This is a genomic window from Nannocystis pusilla (genome assembly GCF_026626665.1).
GTDB lineage: Bacteria > Myxococcota_A > Polyangia > Nannocystales > Nannocystaceae > Nannocystis > Nannocystis pusilla.
Window position 1 is genome coordinate 9,530,741 of sequence record NZ_JAPNKE010000002.1, and the last position, 22,811, is coordinate 9,553,551.

A 22,811-nucleotide genomic window follows, 5' to 3' on the forward strand; every position below is an offset into this window, starting at 1 on the left:
TGCTCCCATCGCAAGATCATTGCTGGTCCACGACCGCGCACCCTGATAGAGCATCCAGCCAGTTTTTCAGAAATTCTTGAAGGATACTATCCTGAACGGTGCTGGCGTATCGCGTTAGGTGCCAGACGACTTGTGGCCGTAGGGAAGGATCTTCTTCTGCGCACATTCCTAAAAGATCTACGCAATGCACCTGCTCCTCTTGGGTTCCCCGCTCCAGGATGTCAAGGTATAGGGCATAACCGTGCTTCAACTCCCTGAGACACAAAGCATGAAGGTCGGAGCGGTTCTGCTGGATTTCCTGTCTGGAGGGCTCTCCTCCACCTATCTGGACCATGAGCTCAAGCATGCGAGGTCTCGCGGAGGGGGTGGCTCTGCCAAGTCCCACGACAAGGCACGAGCATGCTGCGAGCGCCGACTCATGAAGCATCCCCTGAACGATGACAACATTGTCCAGCTTCCAATAAGCATGGTCTGCTTCCTCTGTGTTTGAAGCTCTGATCAGTCCGTTCAGCGCCTCGGGGATCTTTTCGGCGTGCTCAAACGGTGCGGCTCGCAATTGGTTCCAGTTGTGTCTGTCAATTTCCACATGTCCTTCGTCCCCTTGAAAGCGTGTCCCTGAAGGAAATGGCGATCGTCCATACCAGAATTCGCAATCCGTGCAGACCGGGACTTCCGCGAATGGAGGTGTCTGCGGGCGAGGGCGGACAGCTGATGTCATACGAACCTTTCGGATATCCCCGCCTAACGTCTGGACGACGCGCTTCTCGGCACACATTAGATTGCCGGAGGGTTGCGCCGCAATCTGTCCCGTCTCGATGTTGTAACCAGCGGTGACCGCGGCGGGCCGTGCAGCTCTCCTCATTGGCCCCATTTGAGTGGCAAGTGTATCTCTCGCCGACTCTGCGGCCGCGAGAAGTTCCGCATCACTACCGATAGTTCGATTGCCCGTGCCGGTCGGTTCTGTAGAAGCCTGTGATGTCGCATCGTTGGTGAGTTTTGTGGGCCTCGAAGCCGGAGATGCTGAGGGGGTTCTAGGAGTAATGGCGCGCGTGGCGAGACCGAATAACAAGCCTGTTCCAGCGCCAATCAAGCTGCCCACTCCTGCTCCTTTTCCAATCTCCTTTGCCAGTTCGCTTGGGCGCAAAACCCCTTCCTCAAGCTGGCGGCTAGCCTCGGTGAGGCCAGCTTCCGTTGCGCCACCTGCAGCTCCAGACACAGTTCCGATGAACGTCTCGGCGACGAGGGCTTTGGCGCCGCCCGCTTCGAGAGCCGTCTGTACGACTGCTGTTGAGCCCACCCATGTCGCCGTGAGACCTGCTACTGCTCCGACAGCATATAGCTTCGCTACTCCCTTTGCGACCTCTTTTCCAAGTTGGTTGCTCAATTCCCGATGTTTCTGAATAGCGGCTTCACCTCTCTTTTGGGCCACGGCGTAATCTTTGACCCAGTCCCTCCCATTGTCTGGGATGGCCAGAAGGTCGGACGGCGCGGCTCCATTTGTCGAGCTAAGAGGCGGGCCCTGAAGGGCCAGGGCTTGCCGCATTAATTCATCGCTGCCAGGTGTTGTCACCTTTCGAGTCCCGTCGGGGTCATGGAACCTGATCGGGCTGCAGCTCACATATGTGTAGCGTGCTATCCCATCGACGATTCCAGTAGGATCCGCAGCTATCCAGCGGCAGAGCCATGGCGCGTAGTAGCGCGCGCCGTGGTACGCGAGGCCCGTCTCCTCGTCGCGTTCCTGTCCTGTGTAGCGGTAACGCTTGGCGCTGACCTCGATGGCGCTGTTGGCGGCGCGGTAGCTGCTGGTGCCGTAGGGGTGGAACTCCTCGTAGCTGATGACCTCGGCGACGTCGTCGAGCTCGAGGTTGGCGGTACCAAGGTGATTGGAGTACTGGTAGCGGGCGACGTTGGCCGGGGCGACGACGGGAGCGCCGGCGTCGACGGTCTTGGTCTCGATGAGGCAGACGCGGCCGTGGTCGTCGTGGACGTGGAGGGTCTCGCGATCGAGGTCGAGATCGTTCGTCGTGTTGATGTTCTTGTGCTCGCGGTAGGTCTCCCAGCTGCCGACGTAGAGGCGCTGCTGGCTGATGGAGCCCGAGAGGTTGACGTGGACCTTGCGGACGCGCTGGCCGGCGCCGTCGTAGACGTAGTAGGTCTTGCCGCCACCGATGGCGTCGCTGCTCTGCAGACGATCGTCGTCGTCCCAGGTGAGGCCCCCGGGGATGGTGGGCATGGCGGTCATGTTGCCGTGGGCGTCGTGCGTGTAGGGGACGGAGTAGGTCAGCGGGTCGTCGATGTCGTCGAGAGGGTCGCTGGTGGCCTTGAGCTGGTTGCCTCCGGGATGGTAGGCGTAACCGCGCTCCCAGACAACCGACATGCCGGATTCGTGCTTCATCCGCAGGAGGTTGCCGACCGGGTCGTAGGTGAATGTCTGCCTGTAGTTGCGCTGAGCCTGGATGTCCTGGGGGTGCGCAATGGGCGCGAAGCCCTCGGCGGTGGGCATCGTGAGGGTGGCGTGCTCGCGGCCGGTGGCGGAGGTGAGGCGGTAGAGGCCGTCGTAGACGAAGGACTGGGTGGGGTCGGCGTAGGCGTTGTCGAAGAAGACGCCCTGCTGGGCCTGGTCGCGGATCCTGGCGATGTTGCCGACGGGATCGTAGTGGTAGCGCAGGTCCTGGACGATGCAGAGGTCGGGGTCGGGGTTGGGGCGAATGGTGCGAATGCGAGTGACGCGGAAGGTCTTGGGGTCGTATTCGTAGTCGGTGGTCGAACCATTGCCGTACTCGATGAGGGTGCGCTGGCCGCGGGCGTTGTAGTCGATGTTGGTGACGATGCCCGTGGGCGTGACGGCGCCGCGGACGTGGACGGCGACGGAGTTCAGCATGCCGCCGGGGCCGAAATCCTGGGTGGTGACGCTGGCGTCGGGCGTGGTCTGGGTGAGGACGCGGCTGAGGGCGTCGTAGGTCCAGGAGGTCGTGAAGGTCTCGGCCTCGAGCAAGGGCGCGGCGGCGGCGTGGATGAGGGCCGGGTCGGTCTCGGTGGCGAGAGCGATCCAGTCGGGCGCGGCCTTGTAGTCCTCGGCGAGGCGGCGCTCGGTGGCGAGGAGGTTACCCTTGAAGTCGTACTCGACGCAGGTCTGGACGCCGGCGCTGTCGTAGACGCGGTAGACCTGGCCGCGGTGGTTGATATCGTCGGCGCCGGCGCCGAGGCTCTCGCCGTAGATGATGCGCTGCTGGAGGACCTCGTCGTCGATGTCGTGTTTGAGATAGGCGTGGGTGGGGCGGTTGAGGTCGTCGTAGGTCCAGCGGCGCACGTTGGCGCGGCTGTCCCAGGCGCGCAGGGGGGCGCCGAGGGCGTTGGGCAGGGCCCAGCGGGTGCCGGCGTCCTGGCTCTCGGTCTTGAGCTGCAGGCCGCCGGGAGCGAAGGTGTTGGTCTCGGCGGTGTTTTCGTTGGCGTCGGTGACGACGAGGTTGTTACCCTCGATATCGAGGGTGACGCGCGTGGCGATCGGGACGTAGTTCATGTCCTCGTCGTAGATGAGCGCGAGGTCGTAGAACGGGCGGCCGAGCGGATCGAAGTAGCGATATTTGGGGAGGCCGTCGTGGAGGGCGGCCTGCTCGGCGGCGTAGATCTCGCCATCGTTGTGCGGGGTGCCCGGAGTGAGGGCGATTCGCTGAGCGTACCAATCGCTTGCGGTGGTGTTGCCATTGGCGTCCAGCGTGCCCTCGACCGAGGCGGTCCGGATGACGGTGCTGAAGGTGCCGTCGGGCATGTCGGTGCGCACGACCCGACCCAGCGGGTCGTAGTGGATGAACGGGGTGACGCCCCACTCGACGAGCTCTCGCTCGTCGTTGTACGCGGGGCTCGAGTCGAAGAAGGGCTCGTACTGCTTGACGGGGTTGCCCTTGTTGTCGACGATGACGCGGCCGTTGCCGACCCAGCGGAGGTTCGGGCTGGTGTCCTCGAAGACGAGCTCGCCGCCGTCGAACACGAGGTCGCCGCTCTCGTCGCGCTTGGGCGCGAGGCCGGGCTCGGCCTGGACTTTTGAAGAACGACCTGACCGAGGCCGCCGGAGTAGGCGTAGCTGTGCTGGAAGGCGAGGTTGCCGGCGCCGTGGTTCTCACGGACGATGGTGTGGACGACGGTCGGCTGCTCGTCGCTCATCCAGGCGTCGAGGTCGTACTCCAGCTCGGTCGTGGGGTGCGTCAGGGTGTCGCCGTCGCTGCTGCCGTCCTTGCCCATGACGGCCGTCTTGATTACCATGCCGAGGGCGTCGAAGGCGACGGCCTGGCGGTTGCCGTTCGGGTCGGTGACGAGGTCGGGGGCGAGCAGGCGGTAGTCGTTGTGGGCGCTGATCGTGTTGCCGAGGGCGTCCTCGGCGGCCTCGATCAGGAGGCTGTGGGTGTCGTGGGTGAAGGTCGTGGCGTTGCCGAAGATGTCGCGGGACTCGGTGACGCGGTAGAAGTTGGCGGCGTCGAAGATCACGCGGCCGCTCGGGCGCCACCACCGGCCGTCGTCCTCGCGGAAGCCGCTCTCGGTGTCGAGCGCGAGGCCGGTGAGCTTGCCGGCGAAGTGCGCGTCGAGGTGGTCCTGGGTGAAGGCGAGCGTCAGGGTCTCGTAGGGCAGGGCACGCAAGCCGCATTGCCCGAGAGACAGGCGCGAGGCGAGGTTGTCGGAATAATAGTAGACCTGGGCGCGCGAGAGCAGGCGCTTCTGGGCGCCAGTGGTCGCGGCTTCGTGATAGGCGAGCTCGGTGGCGGCGTCCGCGTGGGCCAGCAGCTCGGCGTGGGTGAAGGGACTGGTGGGGTCGCCCCCGAGGCCGTGGAGCTCGTAGGCGCGAGTCTCGACCGGGACGCCGAGGCGATAGGTGTCGGGCTGGTCGTGGACGTTGAGGAGGTCGACCTCGGTGAGCACGACGTGAGTCCGCGTCTGCTCGGTGATGTCGCCGTAGATCGGGAAGGTCTTGGCGTACGGATAGCCGATGCTGACGGAACGGACCGGGTTGCCGAATGCGTCGACCTCGAGTACGGCGGTGTGGCGCACGCCGGGCGCGTCCGGGAGGCGCTCGTAATGATAGGAGAGCGACTCGCGGTCGTGGACGAGGAAGGCGGCGTGCTCCTGGGCGCCGCGCGGCTGCAAGAGGCGGACGGCGAAGTTGGCCTCGGAGACGGTGTAGGGGTGGATCTGCTCCTCGGTGCCGTCGCGGCCGTAGACCTCGACGCGGAGGGCGCGGCCGCGGAGGGCTCGCACGGCCTCGCGTGCCTCGATCGGGGTGAGGCCGTCGGGGATCAGGGTCTCGGGCAGGTCGATGGCGATGCCGGCCGGGTTCTCGAGGGTCTTGTCGCTGTAGTACTCGTCGCCGTAGCAGTGCGCGAGGCTGGTGCCGCCGAGGTAGGCGCCGGTGTGGTACCAGGTTTTGGTGAGCACCGGCGGGCTGTGCAATTCCTCGTCGACGATCTGGTGGCCCGTGGGGAAAAGCTTGGGAGAATTGTAGTCGGCCCAGGATTCAGTGTCCTCGGTCTCGACCATGCCGAAGCCGCGGAACTCGCGCTCGGGGCCGTCGAAGTAGCCGTGGTGGTAGCGATACCGCTGGACGAAGGTGTGGCCGGTGACGTGATCGCGGACCTCGACGCGCTCGATGACGTGGGTGGGGAACGGGAGGCGGGTCTTCCACGGCCGACCGGCGGCGCGGTCTTCCAAATAGAACCTGGTCGATGGGGCATATTCGACCCGGGTCTCGGCGCCCATATTGTTTTTGGACGAGAGCATCAAATAGGGCTTGCCCGCCGACATGAGGTCGACGAAGGCGATATGCGTGCCCTGGCGGTGCGGTAGGTCGGTCGACCAGACGAGCGCGGCGGTGCCTTTTCCAAGAATGTCGGCGAGCTGGACGGACGAGAGGCTGTCGACCGGCGGGATGTCGACCTGGACGGCGCTTGAAAAGCTGTTGCCGGCCTGGTTGTGCCACACGCGGGCGCCGTCCTGGCGGACGTAGACGAGGTCGGTGGTGCCGCTGCCGTCGATGTCGCCGATCCGCAGGCGATCGGCGCGGAACCGGTCGGGGCGGTCGAACACGGGGGCGCCGCGCATGCCGATCTGGCGGCCGAAGCGGCCGTAGCCGAGGTTGGGCCAGTAGACGACGGAGCCGTTGCGGACGCGGACGATGTCGGCGAGGCCGTCGCCGGTCATGTCGGTGAAATAGATGGCCTGCTGCGGGTCGGTCCAGATCAGCTGGGGACCGACTCGCTCGTCGCGCGGGCGCGAGAGGACGCGCGGCTCTCCGTAACCATCGTGACCCTCGGAGGGGTACCAGATGAAGCGGTTGTCCTCGCAGACGAGGATGTCCGCGAGGCCATCTCCGTTGATGTCGAGGAGCTGGACGTTGGGAGCGTTGAGGTCGATGTTGGGGACGGCGCGGAAGCTGCGGAAAGCTTGCCAATCCTCGGCCGCGACGCCGCACATGGGCAGCGGGCGCTCGTAGAAGCCGGGCGCGGGGCCGGAGAAGCTGGTGAGGCTGAGGGCGCCGTCGCCGTTGAGGTCGAGGAGGCGCTGGCTGCCGAGGCGGGCGTTGCTCGGCAGGCTCGGGAGGCTGCGCAGCGGGCCGAAGGTGCCGTTGCCCTCGTTGCGCTTGTAATACCAGTGGCCGGCCTGCTCGGTGAGGAGGCCGGGCAAACCCTCGCCGTCGAGGTCGACGAGCTCGAAGCGGCCGCCCAGCGCGCCCGGGACATCCTTTAAAGTGTCGGCGTCGACGAGGCGGAGGGTCGGATCGATCTGCGCGGCGCTGTACGTGAACTCGACCGGAGGGTAGGCCTTGTGGGTATAGGCGCCGCTGGAATAGACATAGCCGCGGTGCCTGGCGGCGGTCAGGAGCGTGGCGGTGGGGTTCTCGGAGTAGGTGAGCTCGGTGGCAGCGACGAGGTATGAGCTGGCGGGCAGCAGCTCCTCGAAGTGATGGAGCATGAGGATCCGTCGGCACAGCCGGCGGGTGCGGATGTCGAAGCAGGCGCGGAAATTCGAAAGGTGTCGTGGCGCGCGGGCCAGGTGCCGGTCTCGGTGCCGTAGGCGTCGTGCTCGCCGTAGTCGAGCAGGACCTCGAAGTGCCAATCGCCGGCGACGTACGGGGTGGCGTTGCCGTAATAGATGCGCTTGAGGTAGCGCTGGGCCTGGGCCTGGGTGACGGCCAGGCGCTCGTGCTCCTCGAGGCTCTCGAGGTCGACGTCCTCGAGGTCCTCCTGCTTGTATTCGAAGCGGACGATGTTGCCGCGGTCGTCGCTGGTCTGGTCGATGAGCCAGGTGAAGACGCGGGTATGATCGGCGGGGTCAGCGATGCGGCTGAGCGCGCTGGCGCCGTAGGTGCTGCGCACGTTGTCGCGCGACCAGGTGCGCCAGTGGACGTCGCCGGTGCCGAGGTGGACCCAGCGCTCGATGCGGGCGAAGCCGGCCTCGACGCGCGGGCGATAAGCGTGGACGCGGTGGCCGTCTTGCGTGAAGACCTTGCGCGTCCACTCGCCGAGGTTCTCCTCGAGCAGCGGGACGAGGTCCTCGGCGTCGGAGATGAGGAACGTGTCGGCTTCGGCGGCGTCGTCGTAGGTCGGCAAGCCCTTATCGGTCTTGCGCGAGATCGAGGCGACCGAGAGCTGCCAGCCCATGCCGAACGGGCCGTTGCCGGCGCCGGTGCTGTAGCCGAGCGCGAGGGTCGGGGCGAGGCCCCGACCCGGCGAGACGGCGATCGGAATGCTCATACCGCCGCTGCCACTGAAGGCGTTGGCCTCGAACTTGTCGCCGATGTTTTTGAGAGCGCCGCCACCCTTGGGGAGGGAGATCGAAGGGGCGAGCTCGGAGGGGTTGGGGGCGGCCGGGGCGGGTGATTGCGCGTTCTGCTGGCCGGTGCCCGCGGAGGCTGCCGCGCCGGGTGCCGCCTCACGGGCGTCTTGCGGCTTGTTGCTGACCGCGGGGGAGGGCCCGGGCCCGCCCGGTGGCCGCTCGGGCGGGCCGCGCTGTCGGTGGACTGGTTGTTGCTCTTCTGGGTGGCCGACGGATCGGCCATGCGGCCGCCCGTGGCGTCGTTGTCGCGCTTCATTGCCATGATTTCACCCTCCCCGCTCGCTGCTTAGACCGAATCCATCTTGTGACCGACGACGATGTAGAAGTCCTCGGGATCCTGCCCGGCGGTCCAGCCCTCTGGGAGTGTCAGTGTCCAGATGCCGAGATTCCTGGAGAGGCCGTTGCCGCTGGTAGCGAAGTGGATGTAGTCGTAGTCTGCCCCCGGCTCGTTCATCTTGTACTTGAGGAAATTGCCGAGCTCGAGCTCCCCGCCGGGTCCGTTGAGTTCTGCATTGTCGAAGGTGTTCTCCGCCGGGCCCTCAGCTGCGCTCGGCCAGCGGGCGAAGATGACCACCTGGGTGATCTTGCGGGTGCCTCCCGGTGTCGGCGGGTGCGGGAAGCGCTCCTCGGTGAGGTCGAGGTTGAGCGCGGTGCTGTTCATGCCGGACCCGGCCGCGACGAAGCTGCGCCAGGCCTCGGGGAACTCGGCCCGGGCGCTGAAGATCTGGACCTGGCCCTCACCGTGCTCCAGATTTGGCCCGCGCTCGATGTGATCGAGGGAGTGCTTGAGGTCGCCGACGAGGCCCTTCCTCACGTCGCCGCCTTCACGCGCGGTGTAGCGAATCGTGAGGATCACGTCGGAGATGGTCTCGTAGTCGAACTGGCGGACCACTTCCGGCAATTCGAGGCGCCACTGGCTCTCCTCGATCCCGCGGCCCTCGAACGGGAGGTACCGCTCGTCGCGCAGGTTGGGCTCGAACAGGCCGGAGTCGTCCTGGTTCACGCTGATGGCCAGGGAGGCGACGGTCCCCCCGTCGGCGGTGAGAGTGCCGTCCGCCGCCGGACGTGTCTTGCCGGACAGGTAGGTGAGCGTGACGCCGACGTTGGTGTAGGGGCCGGTGACGGCGGGCAGGGCGACGCTGACGAGCTTGATACGGCGGAGGTAGTGGCTCGCGTGGTCGAGGTCGAAGATGATCGAAGGCAGGCTGAAGTGGCAGGCGCCGGTCTTGCGCAGGGCGATCAGCGCGACGGGGTCGAGGCTGGCGAGCGAGACGCGCTTGGTGAGCTCGTATTCGCGGCGATTGTTCTCGTAGTAGGCGACCTCCATGCGCCGGAGGTCGTGCGCGAGGCGCTCGCCGGCGAGCAGGCCCTGGCGGCGGTTGTCCCAGTGGCCGAACTGGACGAACTCGGGGACCGTGCTGGCGATCGCCAGCTCGTAGCGGTAGCAACGCTCGGCGCGGCGCGACAGGTCGAGCGCCATCTGGTAGGCCCGGTAGTAGACCTTGTTGATCTCGCCGCTCATCCACGAGTAGAGCTCGGCGTTGGTGAACTTGGTCTGCATGAAGTCGAGCGCTTCGCGGGCCTGCTCGGACTGCTTGTCGTGGTTGGCGAGGTCGACCTGCGCCATCTGCAGCCGGATCTCCGCCGCGGTGATCTGCGCGTCGATCTGCTTGAGCTCCGCACGTGCAAGATCCCGCTGGTGCTTCCACTCGTCCTTGCGGCGGACGTACGAGGCCATCGTCCCGGCGCGGTTGGCCTCGCGGCTCTTCGCCGTGGCGTTAACATTCTGTTTTTGGCTATTGAGCTGTGAGCCCAGCGCGGCGATTTGGCCGCCACTCGAAATCGTAGAGTGAACACCGTTGCCCGAGAATCCGAGGCTGAAGTTCGGGATGTGGGAGAGAATGGTGGACAGCTGAAGCTCGTCTGCGGCCGATTTTTCGTGCCTCGAAGCCTCGAGCGAGAGATCATTCTCCTTGATCTCGAGCTCGTTCATGAACTCCCGCGTGGAGTAGTACTGCTCGCGAAGAGCCGCGAGTTCGCGGCCGCGCTGTAGCGCCTGGATGTTCTCCCGGGCCTCTTGCAACATCGTTTCTTTGGCGGCACGGACCTCTTTGAGAAGCGCGACCTCGTGACCGGCGCGCAGGTTGGCCAGGGCTTCGGCGTCTCGCTTCTCAAGCGCCAGCAGAAGCCCGTTGCCGAGGCTGCTGACGTGGCTGACGAACTCCTTGGCGATGCCGAGGTGCGGCAGGAACCGGTAGTGCGGCAGCGGAGCGTAGAGGTTGCTGATCGCGGTGCCGATGTCGATGCCCTGGGCGACGGCACGGGCGAGCAGGCCCGGATCGATCGGCGGGTCGTAGAGGGCGAGTTCCCGGCGGACGCCTTCGATGTTGAGGCAGTTGCGAAGCTTGAACAGGCGGTCGGCGACGATATCCCAGTAGCCGAGCAGCTTGTCGTTGGGCGGGATGCAGAAGTAGAGGCGCGTGGCCGTCGGTCCGTCGTCGTCGCCGTCGACGATGATGCGGATATTCGGCGGGGGGCACGATTGACCGGTCCCGAGGCATCGGATCCAGTGCCCTGCGGGGTCGGCGACTCGGCGGCCGCCCACTGGTAGAGAGTCGGCGTGTGCCACTGAACGTCCTCTTGAGCCTTGACGTCGAGCTTGAACAGCACGTCCTTCTTGGCGAAGCCGATGAGATCGTTCTCGAGCTCGACGAGGAAGTTCGAGAAGGCGTCGAGCTCGCTGGCCGCGTCGTTGTAGTCTTTGTCCGGCCGCTCGTCGCCATCGATCTTGCGCGGGCGCTTGCCGAGGATCTGCAGGGCCAGCAGGTACAGCTGGGCCGCCTCCTGGGTGCTCTCGCGCGTGTCCCGGCGGAACAGGTCGTCGCCCCAGGCGATCAGGTTGTCGAGGTACTTCATCACCGTGGCCCGCATGTACGCGGTCGGGCGCAGCCGCGCGAGGACGTGCGGCCGGAACGGACGGAGCCGCGACTGCTCGATCTGGTCGATCATCTCCTTCTTCTTGCCAATGAGCTCGTTGTCGGGGCCGGGGTAGTGCAGCAGCTCGAGCAGCTGGGCGATCGACATGTGCTCGAGCTCTCGCGGAATTCCTTGAAATTCCAGTAGTGGAGGCAGTCGGTGTTGCCGACCTCTTGCGGGTTACGCGTCGGGTCGAAGATATAGCCGAGCCAGCGCTGGGCCTCCTCGAATCGGTTCTCCGCCATCAGGCGATCGGCGATGTACATCGGAATGTGGAAGAACAACTCCCAGTTGTAGACGCTGTAGGCGCCGCCGTAGCGGAAGTCGATGTCAGCGGTCGGGTATTCTTGATAGACGATGGTCTCATCGTCGAAGTACTCGTGATCGGGCGCGAGGGGCTGATCCACGGCCTGGTACTGCAGCGAGACGTCCCCGCCCTGGGTGGCCACTGCCGGGTCGAGGAGCCCGGCGACGCCGAATCTCCGCACCCGCTCGAGGAACAAGCAAGTGTACGGGTGATAGAAGACCGAGGCCGAGTACTTGGTGTATTTCCCGAAAGAGCCCCACTGCTGCATCGAGGCGATGTTATCTCCTCCCGAGAGCTCCTTGACGAGCTGGTTATCGGCGGGTGGCGCCTGGTATGGCACGGTGATGCCGGCCAGCCCGAAGTAGGGTTGGAGGTGGTTCTGGCCGATCTGCTGGAGGAAGAGCTTGTCGGGGTTGGCGTCGTTCGTGCCGGCGCCGCTGTTCGAGGGGCGCAAGTACAAAGAGGCGTACTTGTCGCTGTAGATGAACGGTCGACTGCAATCGAGCCGTTCGTCCTGATGAGGGATCGAGAGAAATTTGTATACACCGCCCGGCAGCTTCAAGATGGGCCCGGAATAGGCCAGCCCTTTATTCGATTCAAACGGCATCAGGAGTTTGCCCGGGCCTCCGCCGAGCCCGAATGCTTGAAAGTAGACCTCACTATGCGGCGAAGGGACGGGCCAAGGTCCTTCCAAGTCACCGATCTTTGCGTCATCGTCTTGATCGCCGAAACCATACCAGTGCAGGGACCCCGAGCAGCCGTTGTATGACCACTGGGCAAGCTTCTTCATTCGGTCCTCGAAGAGGTACTCGTATGCCCTGTTTACGCCGACCTGCAGACCTCCCTGATCGGTCCAGGACACCATGCTGATATCCTCGTTGAAATCGGGGTCTTCGGGGTCGGGGTTGCTCGATGTGTCGGGCCAGTCTGTGGTGGCGGATTCCCCAACCGTATGGATCTTGCCCCATTGACTGAACTGCCTCTCAGCCCAGCGAATCGTAACCTTTCGCTCGTGATAGAGATAGTTCTCCTCCTTCTTGGGCGGCTTGGGGACGAGTTCTGTCTTCGGCCAGACGAGTATCAGGCGTCGATGGGACACGACGGGTAGGACACCCTTGTTCTCGACGGCGAAGGGCAGCTCCTCCACGGCGTCCAGTAGGCGTCATCCTCGCGCCGACGGTAGAACAGTTCGGTCGGGTCGGCCGGGCTGCGGGCGAACACGTGCATGCGGTCGACCGTGAGCGGATTGGTGCCCTCGGTCTCGTGGTACATGCCGCTGACGTCGAGGTGCGAGACCTCGTGCAGGCCCTCGAGGTAGTGGATGTAGGCCTTCTCGATCGAGGCCTCGTCGATGCCGGTCTGGGCCAGCTCGGCGGTGAAGCGCTCGAACAGGGGGGTGATGTCGTCGCGGAGCTCGGGCTGGACCCAGTTCTCGGGGTATAGGAACAGCTTGCGGTTGGCCTCCCAGACGCGGTAGCGCTTCATCCACGACCACTCGTCGGAGTCGGCGGGGGTCAGTTTGACGTTGGGGATAAGGCCCATCAGCGCGCGCTGCATGAACAGCTGCAGGGCGGCCGTGGCGAACAGCAGGCGGGTGGTCTTGTTGCACGGGGCCAGGTCGACGTCCATCAGCAGGACGCCGAACAAGTCTTCGCGGTCCTTGATGTTCTCGGCCTTCATCAAGTAGGCGACGAGGGCGTCGCGCTGCTTCTCGCGCAGGCGGTTGCGGATCGGCTGGGCGATCGAGGCCCAGTTCGCGCCCTTGAACTTCGCCTGGGCGGCGGCTCGAATTGCGGCGGCGATGGGGACGCTCACGGGGGCGTCGTCGGCCCACGTGCGCGCGGTCAAGGGGTCGACGCCGAGCTGGGCGCTGATGCGGAGCACGGACGCGAACGCCTCGACGGCCTCGATGCGCTTGAGATCGACCACCTCGATGGGCTCCACGGTCTCGAAGGCGGTGAGGGCATTCACGTCCCAGTCGGCCGCGGCGGCGAGGAGGCCGAGGAACTTCGACTTCCAGTCGGGTGGCGGGTTGGCGGCGAAGAATTGGTCGAGCAGGACGGTGAGCTGCTCAGGGTCGGTGAGGACGTTGTCGCGGATGTCGATCGCGCGCCGGAGCCAGTCCCAGCCCGCGAAGGTGGCGTACACCAGAGTGTTGTTGGTTCCATCCTGCGGCAGCGCGACGAAGTTGGGCAGGGTGACCTGCGGGTCGGTCGGCTGCTCGAGCAGCCACCGCAACAGACCCGGACCGAGGCGGAAGGTCGCGGCGACCAGAGCGACGCGCCGCAGGTTGCGGTAGAGCGCGGCCGGGACCTTGACGCCAGTGCGATCGAGGAACAGCGCCGGGAAGTCGACGTTCTTGATCAGCGGGGCGTCAGCGTCGACGCTGTACGAAGCCGTGGAGAAGAAGGCATCGTCGGTCAGGATGGCGAGAGCGGTCGGAGTGCCATGCGTGAACTTGCGCAGGAGCATGTCGGCGTCCGCGACCTCGAGCGAGAGGGCGACGGCCATCTGACGGATCACCACGCTCTCGAGCCGCTGCTGGCGGACGTAGGCCTCGACCACGGGGAGGATCAGGTTGACGCGCGCTTCGACGGTGCCCCAGCTGCCACTCCCCTTGCCGAATTCGAGCCACGCGGGGCTCTCCTCCACAAGGAAGAAGAGCAGTTGATCCCGCAGGCCCGCGGCGACGCCGTCGTCCGGGACGGGCGTCACCTGGGTGATGAATTCCACGGCCGCCTTGGTGTCCGCCTCGCTGAGGAACAGCGCCAGCAGCTTGGCGATCCGATCGATCTTCGCCAGCTCGGGCGGCGGGAGGCTCTGCTCGTGGTCGGTGTGGGCCTGCTGCAGGGCCGTGATGAGGCCGATGAAGGTGCGCGTGACGTCGAGGTCGCCGGCGCCGAACTTATCCTTCTGCTGGTTGCGGATGAACCAGTCGAGCGCGGGGACAGACAGGCGGGAGCCCTTGACGGCCTCGGCGCGGTCGATGAGCTCGCGCACCGGCGCGATCGCTGTGCCCGCGAACGGGCCCGCACCTTCGTTCAGGCTGGCGGTGTAGTGGGTGAGAGTGATGAGCTCGTCGACCGAGAGATCGACGGCACGCGCGATCGAGGAGACGCGATACAGCTTCGACAGGTTCTCGAGGGTCAGGTCGTCGTCGCCGGTCAGACCGGTGACGGCGAGGATCGCGTCGAGCTCGCTCTCGTCGACTTTGAGGATGCCGAGTAGGTCGCCGCGGAAATCCTTGAGAAGCTTGCTCCCGTCGAGCGCGGTGAAGGCCGCGTCGCGGATCTTCGGCCGCACGACTTGGTCGTAGTAGGTCGGCTCACCCTCGACGTATTCGTGGCGGTCGAGGGGGGCGAACCAGGACAGTACCTCGCCGAGGGGCAGCCGCGCGAAGCGCTGACGCAGGCGGACGAAGCGAGCCAGCGTATCGAGGCCGGCCATCACCAGGGTGGCGCCGAGGCCGTGCAGGACCGCGTCGAGCTCCGCGGTGGTCCATCCGAGCGCGCGCTTGACCCGCAGGAAGCGCTGGATGTGCCGCAGCTGGGTCGAGTCGAAGCCGGGCTGGGTCTCGTTGGCGATGTCGCGGAACACCGCGTCTTTGAGCGTGCAAGGGGTGGCGTAGACGATCTTCGTCTCGTCGGCGAACATCCGCGTGCGCAGCAGCTCCTGCACCGCGGGGAAGTCGAGGCTGGCGCGTTCCATGAACAGCTCGACCTTGTTGATCTCGGTGATCCAGGTGCCGCTGCCGAGCGGGAAGCCCCAGCGTTCCTCCAGACTCGGCATGTCGAGCACATCGCGGACGAGGTCGCTTTGACCCTTGGACAAGCCGAGCCGTTCGTCGACGCGGAAGATTTGGGTCGCCTCGAAGCCGCCGAACCACTCGAAGGCGTCCTGCAGCGCCACCCGCGAGGTGCCGATGACCTGGAGATAGGAGCGCGCGTCCTCGAGGTGCAGGTCGAACGGGAGTTCGAAGGGGCGGTAGCACTTCGTCGGCTTGGCCAGCTCGACATAGATGGCGGGGTTGATGTGCTCGGGGTAGACTTGCAGGTCCTCCTCGGTCCAGGTGGTCTGCCGATTGAGGTTCGGCGAGCCGACGAGGCCCAGCGGCATGTGCGCCCGGGCCTCGAGCACCTCGATGATGAGGTCGATGGTGGGGACCGGCGTGTCCGAGTTCTTGCAATTGAGGTCGATGTACTTGAGCTCCGGCCGCGCGACGTTGAGCAGGCCGTGGAGCGAGAGGTTGAGCCCGCCATAGTGGCGAAGCTTGAGGAAGTGCATCAGGTCGGTGAAGTACGCCGCCGGCCCGAGGACCGATTGCAGTGGGTGCAGGCGCAGTAGTCGAGGTTGTGGAACAGCTGCTCGAGAGTGGGGTCGCCGCACGCGGGGGTCGGGATCACCTTGGTGATGGGAGCGCTGGCCTTGGCGCTCATCTGCAGCCACGCGTGCGTGGAGGCCGTGGCGATCTGGTCGGCCTTCTCAAACACCGCAGCCAGAGCGTCGGCGTCGAGGATGCCGCTGAACTTGCCGCGGAAGGCCGCCAGACCCATGCTCTGAATCTGCGCGGCCGTGGTCACTCCTGCTTCGAGCAGCGCCCGCGCGGTGTCGGTGCGCCCGTATCGCGGCGACAAGTTGAAGACGCGCTGGACCTTGAGCAGGTCCTGACGCAAGGCATCTCGATCGGCGGTGAGCGGCGGCAAGCCGGTGGCTCCCTGGAAGAAGCTCTTGATGTAGGTGCGGTCGAAGCTGAAGTCGGGGTTTTGGACCACGAACGCAGCGACGTTGCTGGTGACTGAGCCGGCCGGCAGGCGATAAGCGAGGTGCGCGGACGGGTAGAGGTCGGCGATCATGCGCGTGATCGCGGCGGCGTAGTTGCTGCGCTGCTCGGCGCTGGTCCCAGGCACACCTGCCGGCGTATGCACCGCGACACCGCCGACGAGCTCGCCCATGAAGGAGACCCAGTTCGCCTCGGTGTATTGCGCGAGCTCTGCGGCGCGCGAGAAGACGTTGGCCGTACGCTTCGCATCGAGCAGCGTGATCATCCGGGCGTGACCGCCGGTGATCGCGCCGACCTGCAAGGCGAACTGGATCTTGCTGACGACAGCGGCGCCGAGGCTCGAAGGGGCGCGTAGGTCGTTCCAGAACTGCTCGGCCGTGCCTGTGTGGTCCGCGTATTTGAGCGCGAAAGCACGTGCCTGGCTTTCGAGGCCGGCGGCCACGAGGATCGAGCCGACCGGGGTGGTACCGGGGTTGATTTGGGGGACGATGCGATCGGTGCGGGCGTTTTTCAGCGTGTCGGTGATCGTGGCGACTTGCGTCGCCAGCGCCGAAGGGACGACGTTGTCTGCGACCGCCTGGTTGATGGCTCGGGTGATATCGGCCGGCGTGAGGCCGGTGACGGAGGTGGTCGAGAGCGGGATGCCGGCGTGGGCGAACGCGACGAAGACGTCGGGGGTGAGCGTGGGATACTTGGCGTTCAGGGCATGCGCGCGCGCCATGGTCGTCACGGCCGAGCGATCGACGTCGGTACGGCATTGCATGAACCGGACGTCGTCGGGGGTAATCTGGGGGAAAGTGATGTTGTCGAGCAGGCCGCTCAGGAGGGTCTGGTCGAGGTTGTAGCTCGACTTGCCCACGTAGGGGGCGTTGTTCTGGACCAGACGGACGGTGAGGTCGGCCGGCGGATTGCAGAACTTGGCGGTGCTCGCCGAGATGGAGGCGGCCTTGAGATAGATGGTGAAGTCGGCGAAGTCGGGGTGGCCGCCGGCGCTTCCCGGATAGCGGATCATGAAGCGCCCGTCGGTGCCGCTCGTTCCGGTCGCATGCTGAATCTCGTTACGCAGCGTCTTCTTGTAGACGATGATGGCGGTGCCACCGATCGGCGTGCCGTCGGCCGAAGTCACGAAGCCGCTCACCGAGAAGGTCGGAGCGCCCGTGGAGAGGCTGTACGAGGGGTTGGCGGTGAGGCTGACGGTCTGATTGCCGCGGAACAGGGCGCGCGAGACGTAGGCCGTCTGCGTGCCGATGATGATGGAGTTGGAGTCGTAGACGCGGAAGACCAACTCGCGGTGGCGACCGCCGCCGAGGATCTGCTCCACGTCTTCGTCGGTCAGCGGGATCGTGAAAAGACCGAAGCTGGTGGTCATCGCGGTCCAGGGCGGCAATTGGCCGGAGGAGCGGTCCACTTCGGGCCTGGGCTCGAACTCCAGGCCGACATCCAAGGCGAACTCTACCTTTACATTGGTAAGAGGACTACCACTACCCGAGCTCGAGACCTTCCCACGGATCGCATTCGTCATACGCAATACCCTTCCGGACCTCCCAGATTCGGAGGTCAGTACCCATCGCGGGTTCCGCGCGGGAACCCCGTTTTCGTCGATGCACGGCTATAGCACCGCGCTCGAGCTGTCTGCAACGTCTGAATTCGCCCTGGAGACGCGACGGTTCGCCTGCGCGAAAGACGAGATACGCGAATGACGGGAGACCGCGTCACGCGGTGCTGCGTTGGCTGTTGGGTGCCCTGTGGTACGCAGGGCTTGGTTCACGGCAGTGCGTATATTCACCAACTGCAGTTGGGTGGCCTTGGGTGCGACATGGAAGTCCCCCGATATGGCTGGTGCTCGACCTTCGGTCCCGCCGGCTGCGACGCGAGGAGCGCACGATGCGGCGATCGGATCCACGCGTTGCTCGGTGAGAACCGACGTGTTAGGGTCCTTGCGAGTCGAGCGCGGAGACCCGTGCTCCGGCCCGATAGGATGATAAGGAGTCGCGATGCCCACAGAGAATTGTTGTGTGACCGCCGGCGAGCTGCGGACCATCTACTTCGAGTCCGGCGCCGAACCGATCCAGACCGTGTATGAGGTACCCGCCGGCAAGGTGTTCGTGCTGACATCGTGGACGCTGGTCAACGAGGGCGGCCTTCCGGTCATCGGGCGGTTACGGCGCACCCAGGACCGCGTGGCGTTCAACCGCGTCTCGGAGCCGGGGCACCTGTTCAGCCACCTGACGTACCCCCAAGGCATCGCGTTCGGCCCGGGCGAGCAGTTGGTGGTCGAGACGCCGATCAACGGCGGCCAGCACTACTTCCACGGTTACGAGCACGACGCGCCGTGACGAGCCGCGCAAAAGCTTGGCTGTCGGGAATAAAGGCCGCGCTCCGGAGGTTGCTGGTATCGGAGGGCTTTATTGCACCGTGTCGCGGCCGGTGTTCTTGCAGCGCCAGGTGAAGTCGTACTTCAATTGTTTGTGGCGCTTGCAGGAGCGCGAGGAGGTTGACCTGCAGGGTCTCGGTGGCGTTCTCGATTCGCGTGTCGAGGGCCGGGTCGCCAGTGTCTGTTTGAACTGCGCCGGGAGGGCGCCCTCGGGGCAGACCGCGCGGCGGAACCTGTAGATCCACGTCCTCGCCTTCGGTGCCGAAGGTGCCCACGGGCATGTCATCGAGCGCGCGCTGGACCTCGGTGGGCCACGGGTCATTGGCCTTGTGGAGCTCGGACCGGCCATCGGTCGAGCCGAACGGGTCGCCGGGGGGGTCGTGGTCGCTCGGCGGGCCGCCGAGCGTCTTGCTGGGCGGCGGGTGCCTCGCCGGGATCGGGGGGTCGAGGATGACCTGTTCGTTCCTGGTCACCGGGGGGCGTTGCGTCGTCCGAGGGGCGCGTGGGCGGGATGACGAGCTTGTCCGGGAGACCCTCGGGGTCCTTCTTGGGGCTTGGGTGCACGAGCTTGCCGGGGCGAGCTCGCGGTCATGGTCGGCCGCGACCTCGAGCTGGGTGGGAACATCGCGAGGGCGGCGGCTCCGGCGCTCAGGCATGTCGAGCCGAGGAAGGCGGTCGAGTGGCTCGCCGTCTCGCGGAACTGCCGCCAGAACACGACGAATGGAGTGAGCAGCATGGGGACGCGAGGACGCTGCGAATCGACGGGGCGGGACCGCGAGCATGCGCCGACCCGATGCGTCGGGGCTGCGAGTTTTTCAGGGGGGCGATCGAAAGGGGACGGTGTTTTCAGCGAATAGACAGTTCGAACAGGCGGGCGGAGCGCCCGCGCCGGGATTGCGGCGACCGGCCGAGGGCGCCAGACCGGCGGTGGTCCATTGAAAGATCCGGGCTAAGATCGGTGATGGTGGCCGTCCTGCGCGCGCATAGTTCCCAAGAGCGCCTCGTTTTACCTGACCGCTGTTTGGTAGGGCGTTCAAAATCATGTGACCTGGTGCTGGGCGCTCGGGACGTATCCGGGCGCCACGCGGAGATCCAGTGGGACGGCGACCACTGGGAATTGCATGACCTCGGCAGTCGCAACGGGACCTGCGTCGACGGGGCGCGGCTGGCGGCGGGAGAGCGCCTGGTGCTGCGCCAGGGGGCGGAGATCCGCTTCGGGCGCGAATCGGCGGTCTTCAACCTGGAGGACGCGGCCGGGCCGCAGCTGATGGCGCACCGATTGCCGGCGGCACAATGGCGAGTCGGCGAGGGCGGCTATTTGGCGCTGCCGGATCTGCAGGAGCCGGAGTGCTCGATTTATCAGGATCCGCATGGTTCGTGGATCTGCGAGCGCGGCGCCGAGGTCGCGTCCATCGACGACCGGGCGGTGCTGGCGCTCGGCGACGGGCTCTGGCGCGTGTACCTGCCGAAGTTCTGCGCCGGCACGTGGCAGGAGAGCGACGGCGGGCTGTGCGTGGCGAACTTGCGGCTGTGCTTCGCGTTCAGCCGCGACGAGGAGCGGGTGGAGCTGGTGGCCTGCTGCGGCGACCGCCGCCTCGATCTGCAGCGCCGCGCGCATCACTACGTGCTGCTGCTGCTGGCGCGCCGGCGCCTCGCCGACGAGCGGGCCGGGGTGCCGGCTGCGGAGCAAGGCTGGCTGACCGCCGACGAGCTGCTCAAGATGCTGCGGATGGACGACAATCATCTAAACATCTGCATCCACCGGGCGCGCACGCAGCTCGGTCGGCTCGGGGTCGCCGACGCGGCGTCGCTGGTCGAGCGCCGCCCGGGGACCCGGCAGATCCGGCTCGGTCCAGCGCGCATCGAGCTGCGGCCGCTCGATTGATGGGGTCGATGCCGACTCGGAGCCGGTGAGTACGCACGGGCAGAGACGAGCCGTTCTGCGTCGTCGACGTTGCTGCCCTCCGGGGCGAGGTGCGAGCGATCGACCTCGACGCGGAGCTCGAGGAGCTGCGGCGACTCGGAGAGTCAAAGCTGCACGCATGGCCCGGCGCGGGGAGCGGGCCTGGGCGGTGGGGGGTGCTGTTCCTGGCGTCTCGAACCGCGGGGAGCTGGGCGGTCGGCCGCTATCCGCAGTCGGGCGAGGCGCCAGTGGATACTGTCATCGATCGGCTGTGGCGGCTGGCGCTGCTCGTCACCGAGGTCGAGTGAATGCGCGGCGGCTGGTGCGGTGATCGTCGGAGCCGGCGAAGCTGCATGCGCGTCGACGCGGTCGACGTCGACACCGGACAGTTGCTGGCCGAGGTGGTCGGAGCACGATTCGCCGGTCGGCGCGGTGCGATCATTCGAGCAGGTGCGCGCCTTCGTGGCCGGCGAGGGTGGCGAAGTCGCCGGCGGGTTGGTCGGCGAGGGTGAAGGAGCCGTCGCCGTTGGAATAGGCGGTGGGGATCGTGCTCCAGTCGCCGGGGCCGGTCATGGCGAGGTCGCTGCGGCCGTCGCCGTCGAAGTCGCCGGCGACGACGCGGGCGCCGACCTTGAGGCGGGCGCCGAAGGTGGTCGCGGCGGGCTGGGCGAGGGCGAAGGTGCCGTCGCCGCGGGACAGCGCCAGCGGGACGCTGTCGGTGCGGCCGACGAGGGCGAGGTCGGTCTTGCCGTCGCCGTCGAAGTCGCCGGGCAGGACGCGGGTGCCGGCGTCCTCGGCCCAGTCGCCGAGCTCGGCGGTGGCGGAGTCGACGAAGGTGAACGAGCCGTCGCCGGCCGAGAGCGCCACGGGGAGGGTCTTCCAGCCGGCCGAGCCGGTGACTGCGAGGTCGGTGGTGCCGTCGCCGTCGAAGTCGCCGGCCAGGACCACGGCGTCGGCGGACGCAGCGGCGGTGGCGAAGCGGCGCGCGGGCCGTCGCACCACGGTGAACGAGCCGTCGCCGTTCGACAATGCGACGGGGAGCGCGGGCTCACGGTGGTCGCCGACGAGGGCGAGGTCGGTGGTGCCGTCGCCGTCGAAGTCGCCGGCGACCGTGCGGACGCCGGGGGCCGCGGCCGCGGCGGCGAAGTCGTCGCCGGTGTGCTCGGCGAGCTCGAAGCCGCCGTCGCCGCGCGAGAGGGCGACGACGACGCGGTCCGCCGATTCGGCGCCGAGCAGGGCGAGGTCGGTGCGGCCGTCGCCGTCGAAGTCGCCGGTGAGCAGGTGCGCGTTGTCGCGGGCGGCCCATTCATGCCACTGCGCCAGGGCCGGAGTGGACACCGCGAAGCCGCCGTCGCCGCGGGAGCGGGCGAGGATCGGCGACTTCAATCCGGCGCGCCGGACAGGACCACGTCGGTGCGGCCGTCGCCGTCGAAGTCGCCGGTGGCGATCTGCACGCCCTCCCGGGCGGCGGCGGCGGCGAGGTTGGGGTCGGCGAGGTCGGTCTCCTTGAAGCTGCGGCCGGCCGCGAACGCCATGGGCACCGCCCTCCAGGCGGACGCGCCGGTCAGGGCGAGGTCGCTGCGGCCGTCGTGGTCGAAGTCGACGGCGACCCTCGGCTGGTGCCGCACCACGGCCGGCGGACCGTAGAGGGTGCGCGCCCTCCTGGTCGGCGATCGTCAGGGTGTAATCGGTGGTGGAGACGCCGCCGGTGCACCACTGATAATGCATGACCGAGCGATGATCGTACTCGCCGAGCTCGGCCCACGCGTCGTCCTCGAAGCAGACGCTGGTCGGCAGCCGGGTGTGCTCGTGGCGCAGGCCGAGGACGTGCCCGAGCTCGTGGCGGAGGACGCCGACGGTGGTGATGTTCGGGGTCGCGGCCTTCCAGTCGGGGTTCTCGTCGAAGTCGGCGTAATCGATGTAGAGGACCCGCGTCGACTCGGGCATCGCCGGGAAGAACGCCATGGCGCCGCCGGTGTGCCACGGCTGCACCGCGAACAGGGCGACCGCGCCGGGCCGACAGTCGGCGTCGGCGGCGGGCCGGTAGCGGAAGTCGACGTGCGCCGCCTGCTCCCACGACCGCGTGGCCTCGGCCATCTCGCGCACGACCCGGTCCTTTTTCGCGCCGAACTCGTCCGACACGCAATAGGTGAGCTCGTGCTCCCGGCCCGCCTGCCAGCGGTCGAACGCGCCGTCGTGCAGGTTGACGATGCTGCGCGGCGCGGTGCCCTCGCGCGCGGCGACGAGGTCGGCGTAGGCGTCCGCGAGCTGGTCGAGGGTGACGGGGAGGTCGCCGTCGACGACGTAGCGCGGCCGGCCGTCGACGTGGCGGGTGGCGGCGTCGCGGAACTCCTCCCAGGTGGGCAGCGGCGAACCGTCGGTCTCGGCGGCGTCGCAGGCCGCGAGCGGGAGGGCGAGGGCGCCGAGGGCGAGCAGCCGGCGCGGACGCGAGGGACGCGAGGTTTTCGAAGCGGGACGCATTTTCATTTGAGCGTCACGTTAGCGAAACGCAGATCGTTACGCCCGTATTACCGCCGTCGGGCGTCGCCGTGCGCGGCGCCGTGGCGCAAAGCAGGCTCGTGCTGCCAGCATTCGCGGGTCTGTACATTGGCAGTGGACGGCGAGCCCAGGCGTGCGTGCGATCGGCGGC

12 protein-coding genes and 1 pseudogene are annotated in these 22,811 nt (G+C 66.7%); 4 read left to right on the forward strand and 9 right to left on the reverse strand.

From position 1 onward, the window contains the following. Positions 1-16: 16 nt before the first annotated feature. The 4 genes and pseudogenes from OV079_RS42185 to OV079_RS56645 all read right to left on the reverse strand — a co-directional run bounded on the left by OV079_RS42185 (position 17) and on the right by OV079_RS56645 (position 10,426). A complete protein-coding gene (locus OV079_RS42185; protein WP_267778775.1) occupies positions 17-3,520 on the reverse strand; it encodes an RHS repeat domain-containing protein in 3,504 nt (1,167 codons plus the stop codon). Continuing rightward, entirely contained in the window at positions 3,517-6,957 is a 3,441-nt protein-coding gene (locus OV079_RS42190) for a toxin TcdB middle/N-terminal domain-containing protein (RefSeq protein ID WP_267775384.1), read from the reverse strand. Before OV079_RS42190 ends, OV079_RS42185 begins: the two co-directional genes overlap by 4 nt. 45 nt (positions 6,958-7,002) lie before the next feature. After that, a pseudogene (locus OV079_RS42195) lies at positions 7,003-7,739 on the reverse strand (SpvB/TcaC N-terminal domain-containing protein); the annotation flags it as partial. 368 nt (positions 7,740-8,107) lie between these two features. Beyond that, the gene (locus OV079_RS56645) at positions 8,108-10,426 is read right to left on the reverse strand and encodes a Tc toxin subunit A-related protein (RefSeq protein ID WP_267775385.1); all 2,319 of its coding nucleotides are present in this window, start codon (positions 10,424-10,426) and stop codon (positions 8,108-8,110) included. A gap of 17 nt (positions 10,427-10,443) precedes the next feature. On the opposite strand from OV079_RS56645, the gene OV079_RS42205 reads away from it, so the two are divergent. Beyond that, positions 10,444-10,944 carry a cupredoxin domain-containing protein gene (locus OV079_RS42205; protein ID WP_267775387.1) on the forward strand — a complete coding sequence of 167 codons (501 nt, stop codon included), beginning with the start codon at positions 10,444-10,446 and terminating at the stop codon, positions 10,942-10,944. Here OV079_RS42205 and OV079_RS42210 read toward each other — a convergent pair. The 3 genes from OV079_RS42210 to OV079_RS42220 are packed head-to-tail and all read right to left on the reverse strand — an operon-like array spanning position 10,827 to position 17,328. Beyond that, positions 10,827-12,251 carry a hypothetical protein gene (locus tag OV079_RS42210; RefSeq protein ID WP_267775388.1) on the reverse strand — a complete coding sequence of 475 codons (1,425 nt, stop codon included), beginning with the start codon at positions 12,249-12,251 and terminating at the stop codon, positions 10,827-10,829. The genes OV079_RS42205 and OV079_RS42210 overlap by 118 nt on opposite strands. Next, positions 12,185-15,490 carry a neuraminidase-like domain-containing protein gene (locus tag OV079_RS56650; RefSeq protein ID WP_267775390.1) on the reverse strand — a complete coding sequence of 1,102 codons (3,306 nt, stop codon included), beginning with the start codon at positions 15,488-15,490 and terminating at the stop codon, positions 12,185-12,187. The genes OV079_RS42210 and OV079_RS56650 overlap by 67 nt, the downstream gene beginning before the upstream one ends. Next, positions 15,388-17,328 carry a hypothetical protein gene (locus tag OV079_RS42220; RefSeq protein WP_267775391.1) on the reverse strand — a complete coding sequence of 647 codons (1,941 nt, stop codon included), beginning with the start codon at positions 17,326-17,328 and terminating at the stop codon, positions 15,388-15,390. The genes OV079_RS56650 and OV079_RS42220 overlap by 103 nt, the downstream gene beginning before the upstream one ends. A 550-nt stretch (positions 17,329-17,878) precedes the next feature. On the opposite strand from OV079_RS42220, the gene OV079_RS42225 reads away from it, so the two are divergent. Then, a complete protein-coding gene (locus OV079_RS42225) occupies positions 17,879-18,220 on the forward strand; it encodes a hypothetical protein (RefSeq protein WP_267775392.1) in 342 nt (113 codons plus the stop codon). Here OV079_RS42225 and OV079_RS42230 read toward each other — a convergent pair. Next, complete coding sequence (locus tag OV079_RS42230) at positions 18,171-18,731, reverse strand: hypothetical protein (RefSeq protein ID WP_267775394.1); 561 nt, start codon at positions 18,729-18,731, stop codon at positions 18,171-18,173. The genes OV079_RS42225 and OV079_RS42230 overlap by 50 nt on opposite strands. A 488-nt stretch (positions 18,732-19,219) precedes the next feature. On the opposite strand from OV079_RS42230, the gene OV079_RS42235 reads away from it, so the two are divergent. Continuing rightward, a complete protein-coding gene (locus OV079_RS42235) occupies positions 19,220-20,143 on the forward strand; it encodes an FHA domain-containing protein (RefSeq protein ID WP_267775395.1) in 924 nt (307 codons plus the stop codon). A gap of 194 nt (positions 20,144-20,337) precedes the next feature. After that, a complete protein-coding gene (locus OV079_RS42240) occupies positions 20,338-20,469 on the forward strand; it encodes a hypothetical protein (protein ID WP_267775396.1) in 132 nt (43 codons plus the stop codon). 130 nt (positions 20,470-20,599) lie between these two features. Here the strand turns inward: OV079_RS42240 and OV079_RS60680 are convergent, their stop codons facing one another. Continuing rightward, positions 20,600-22,642 (reverse strand): FG-GAP-like repeat-containing protein, encoded by a 2,043-nt coding sequence (locus tag OV079_RS60680; RefSeq protein ID WP_267775397.1) that lies wholly within the window; start codon positions 22,640-22,642, stop codon positions 20,600-20,602. Between the last annotated feature and the right edge of the window lie 169 nt (positions 22,643-22,811).

Coding starts and splice junctions, on each gene's coding strand:
- OV079_RS42185 (WP_267778775.1), bottom strand. CDS start 3,520: ATGAACTACGTCCCGATCGCCACGCGCGTCACCCTCGATATCGAGGGT.
- OV079_RS42190 (WP_267775384.1), bottom strand. CDS start 6,957: ATGCTCCATCACTTCGAGGAGCTGCTGCCCGCCAGCTCATACCTCGTC.
- OV079_RS42225 (WP_267775392.1), top strand. CDS start 17,879: ATGCCCACAGAGAATTGTTGTGTGACCGCCGGCGAGCTGCGGACCATC.
- OV079_RS42235 (WP_267775395.1), top strand. CDS start 19,220: ATGGTGGCCGTCCTGCGCGCGCATAGTTCCCAAGAGCGCCTCGTTTTA.
- OV079_RS60680 (WP_267775397.1), bottom strand. CDS start 22,642: ATGCGTCCCGCTTCGAAAACCTCGCGTCCCTCGCGTCCGCGCCGGCTG.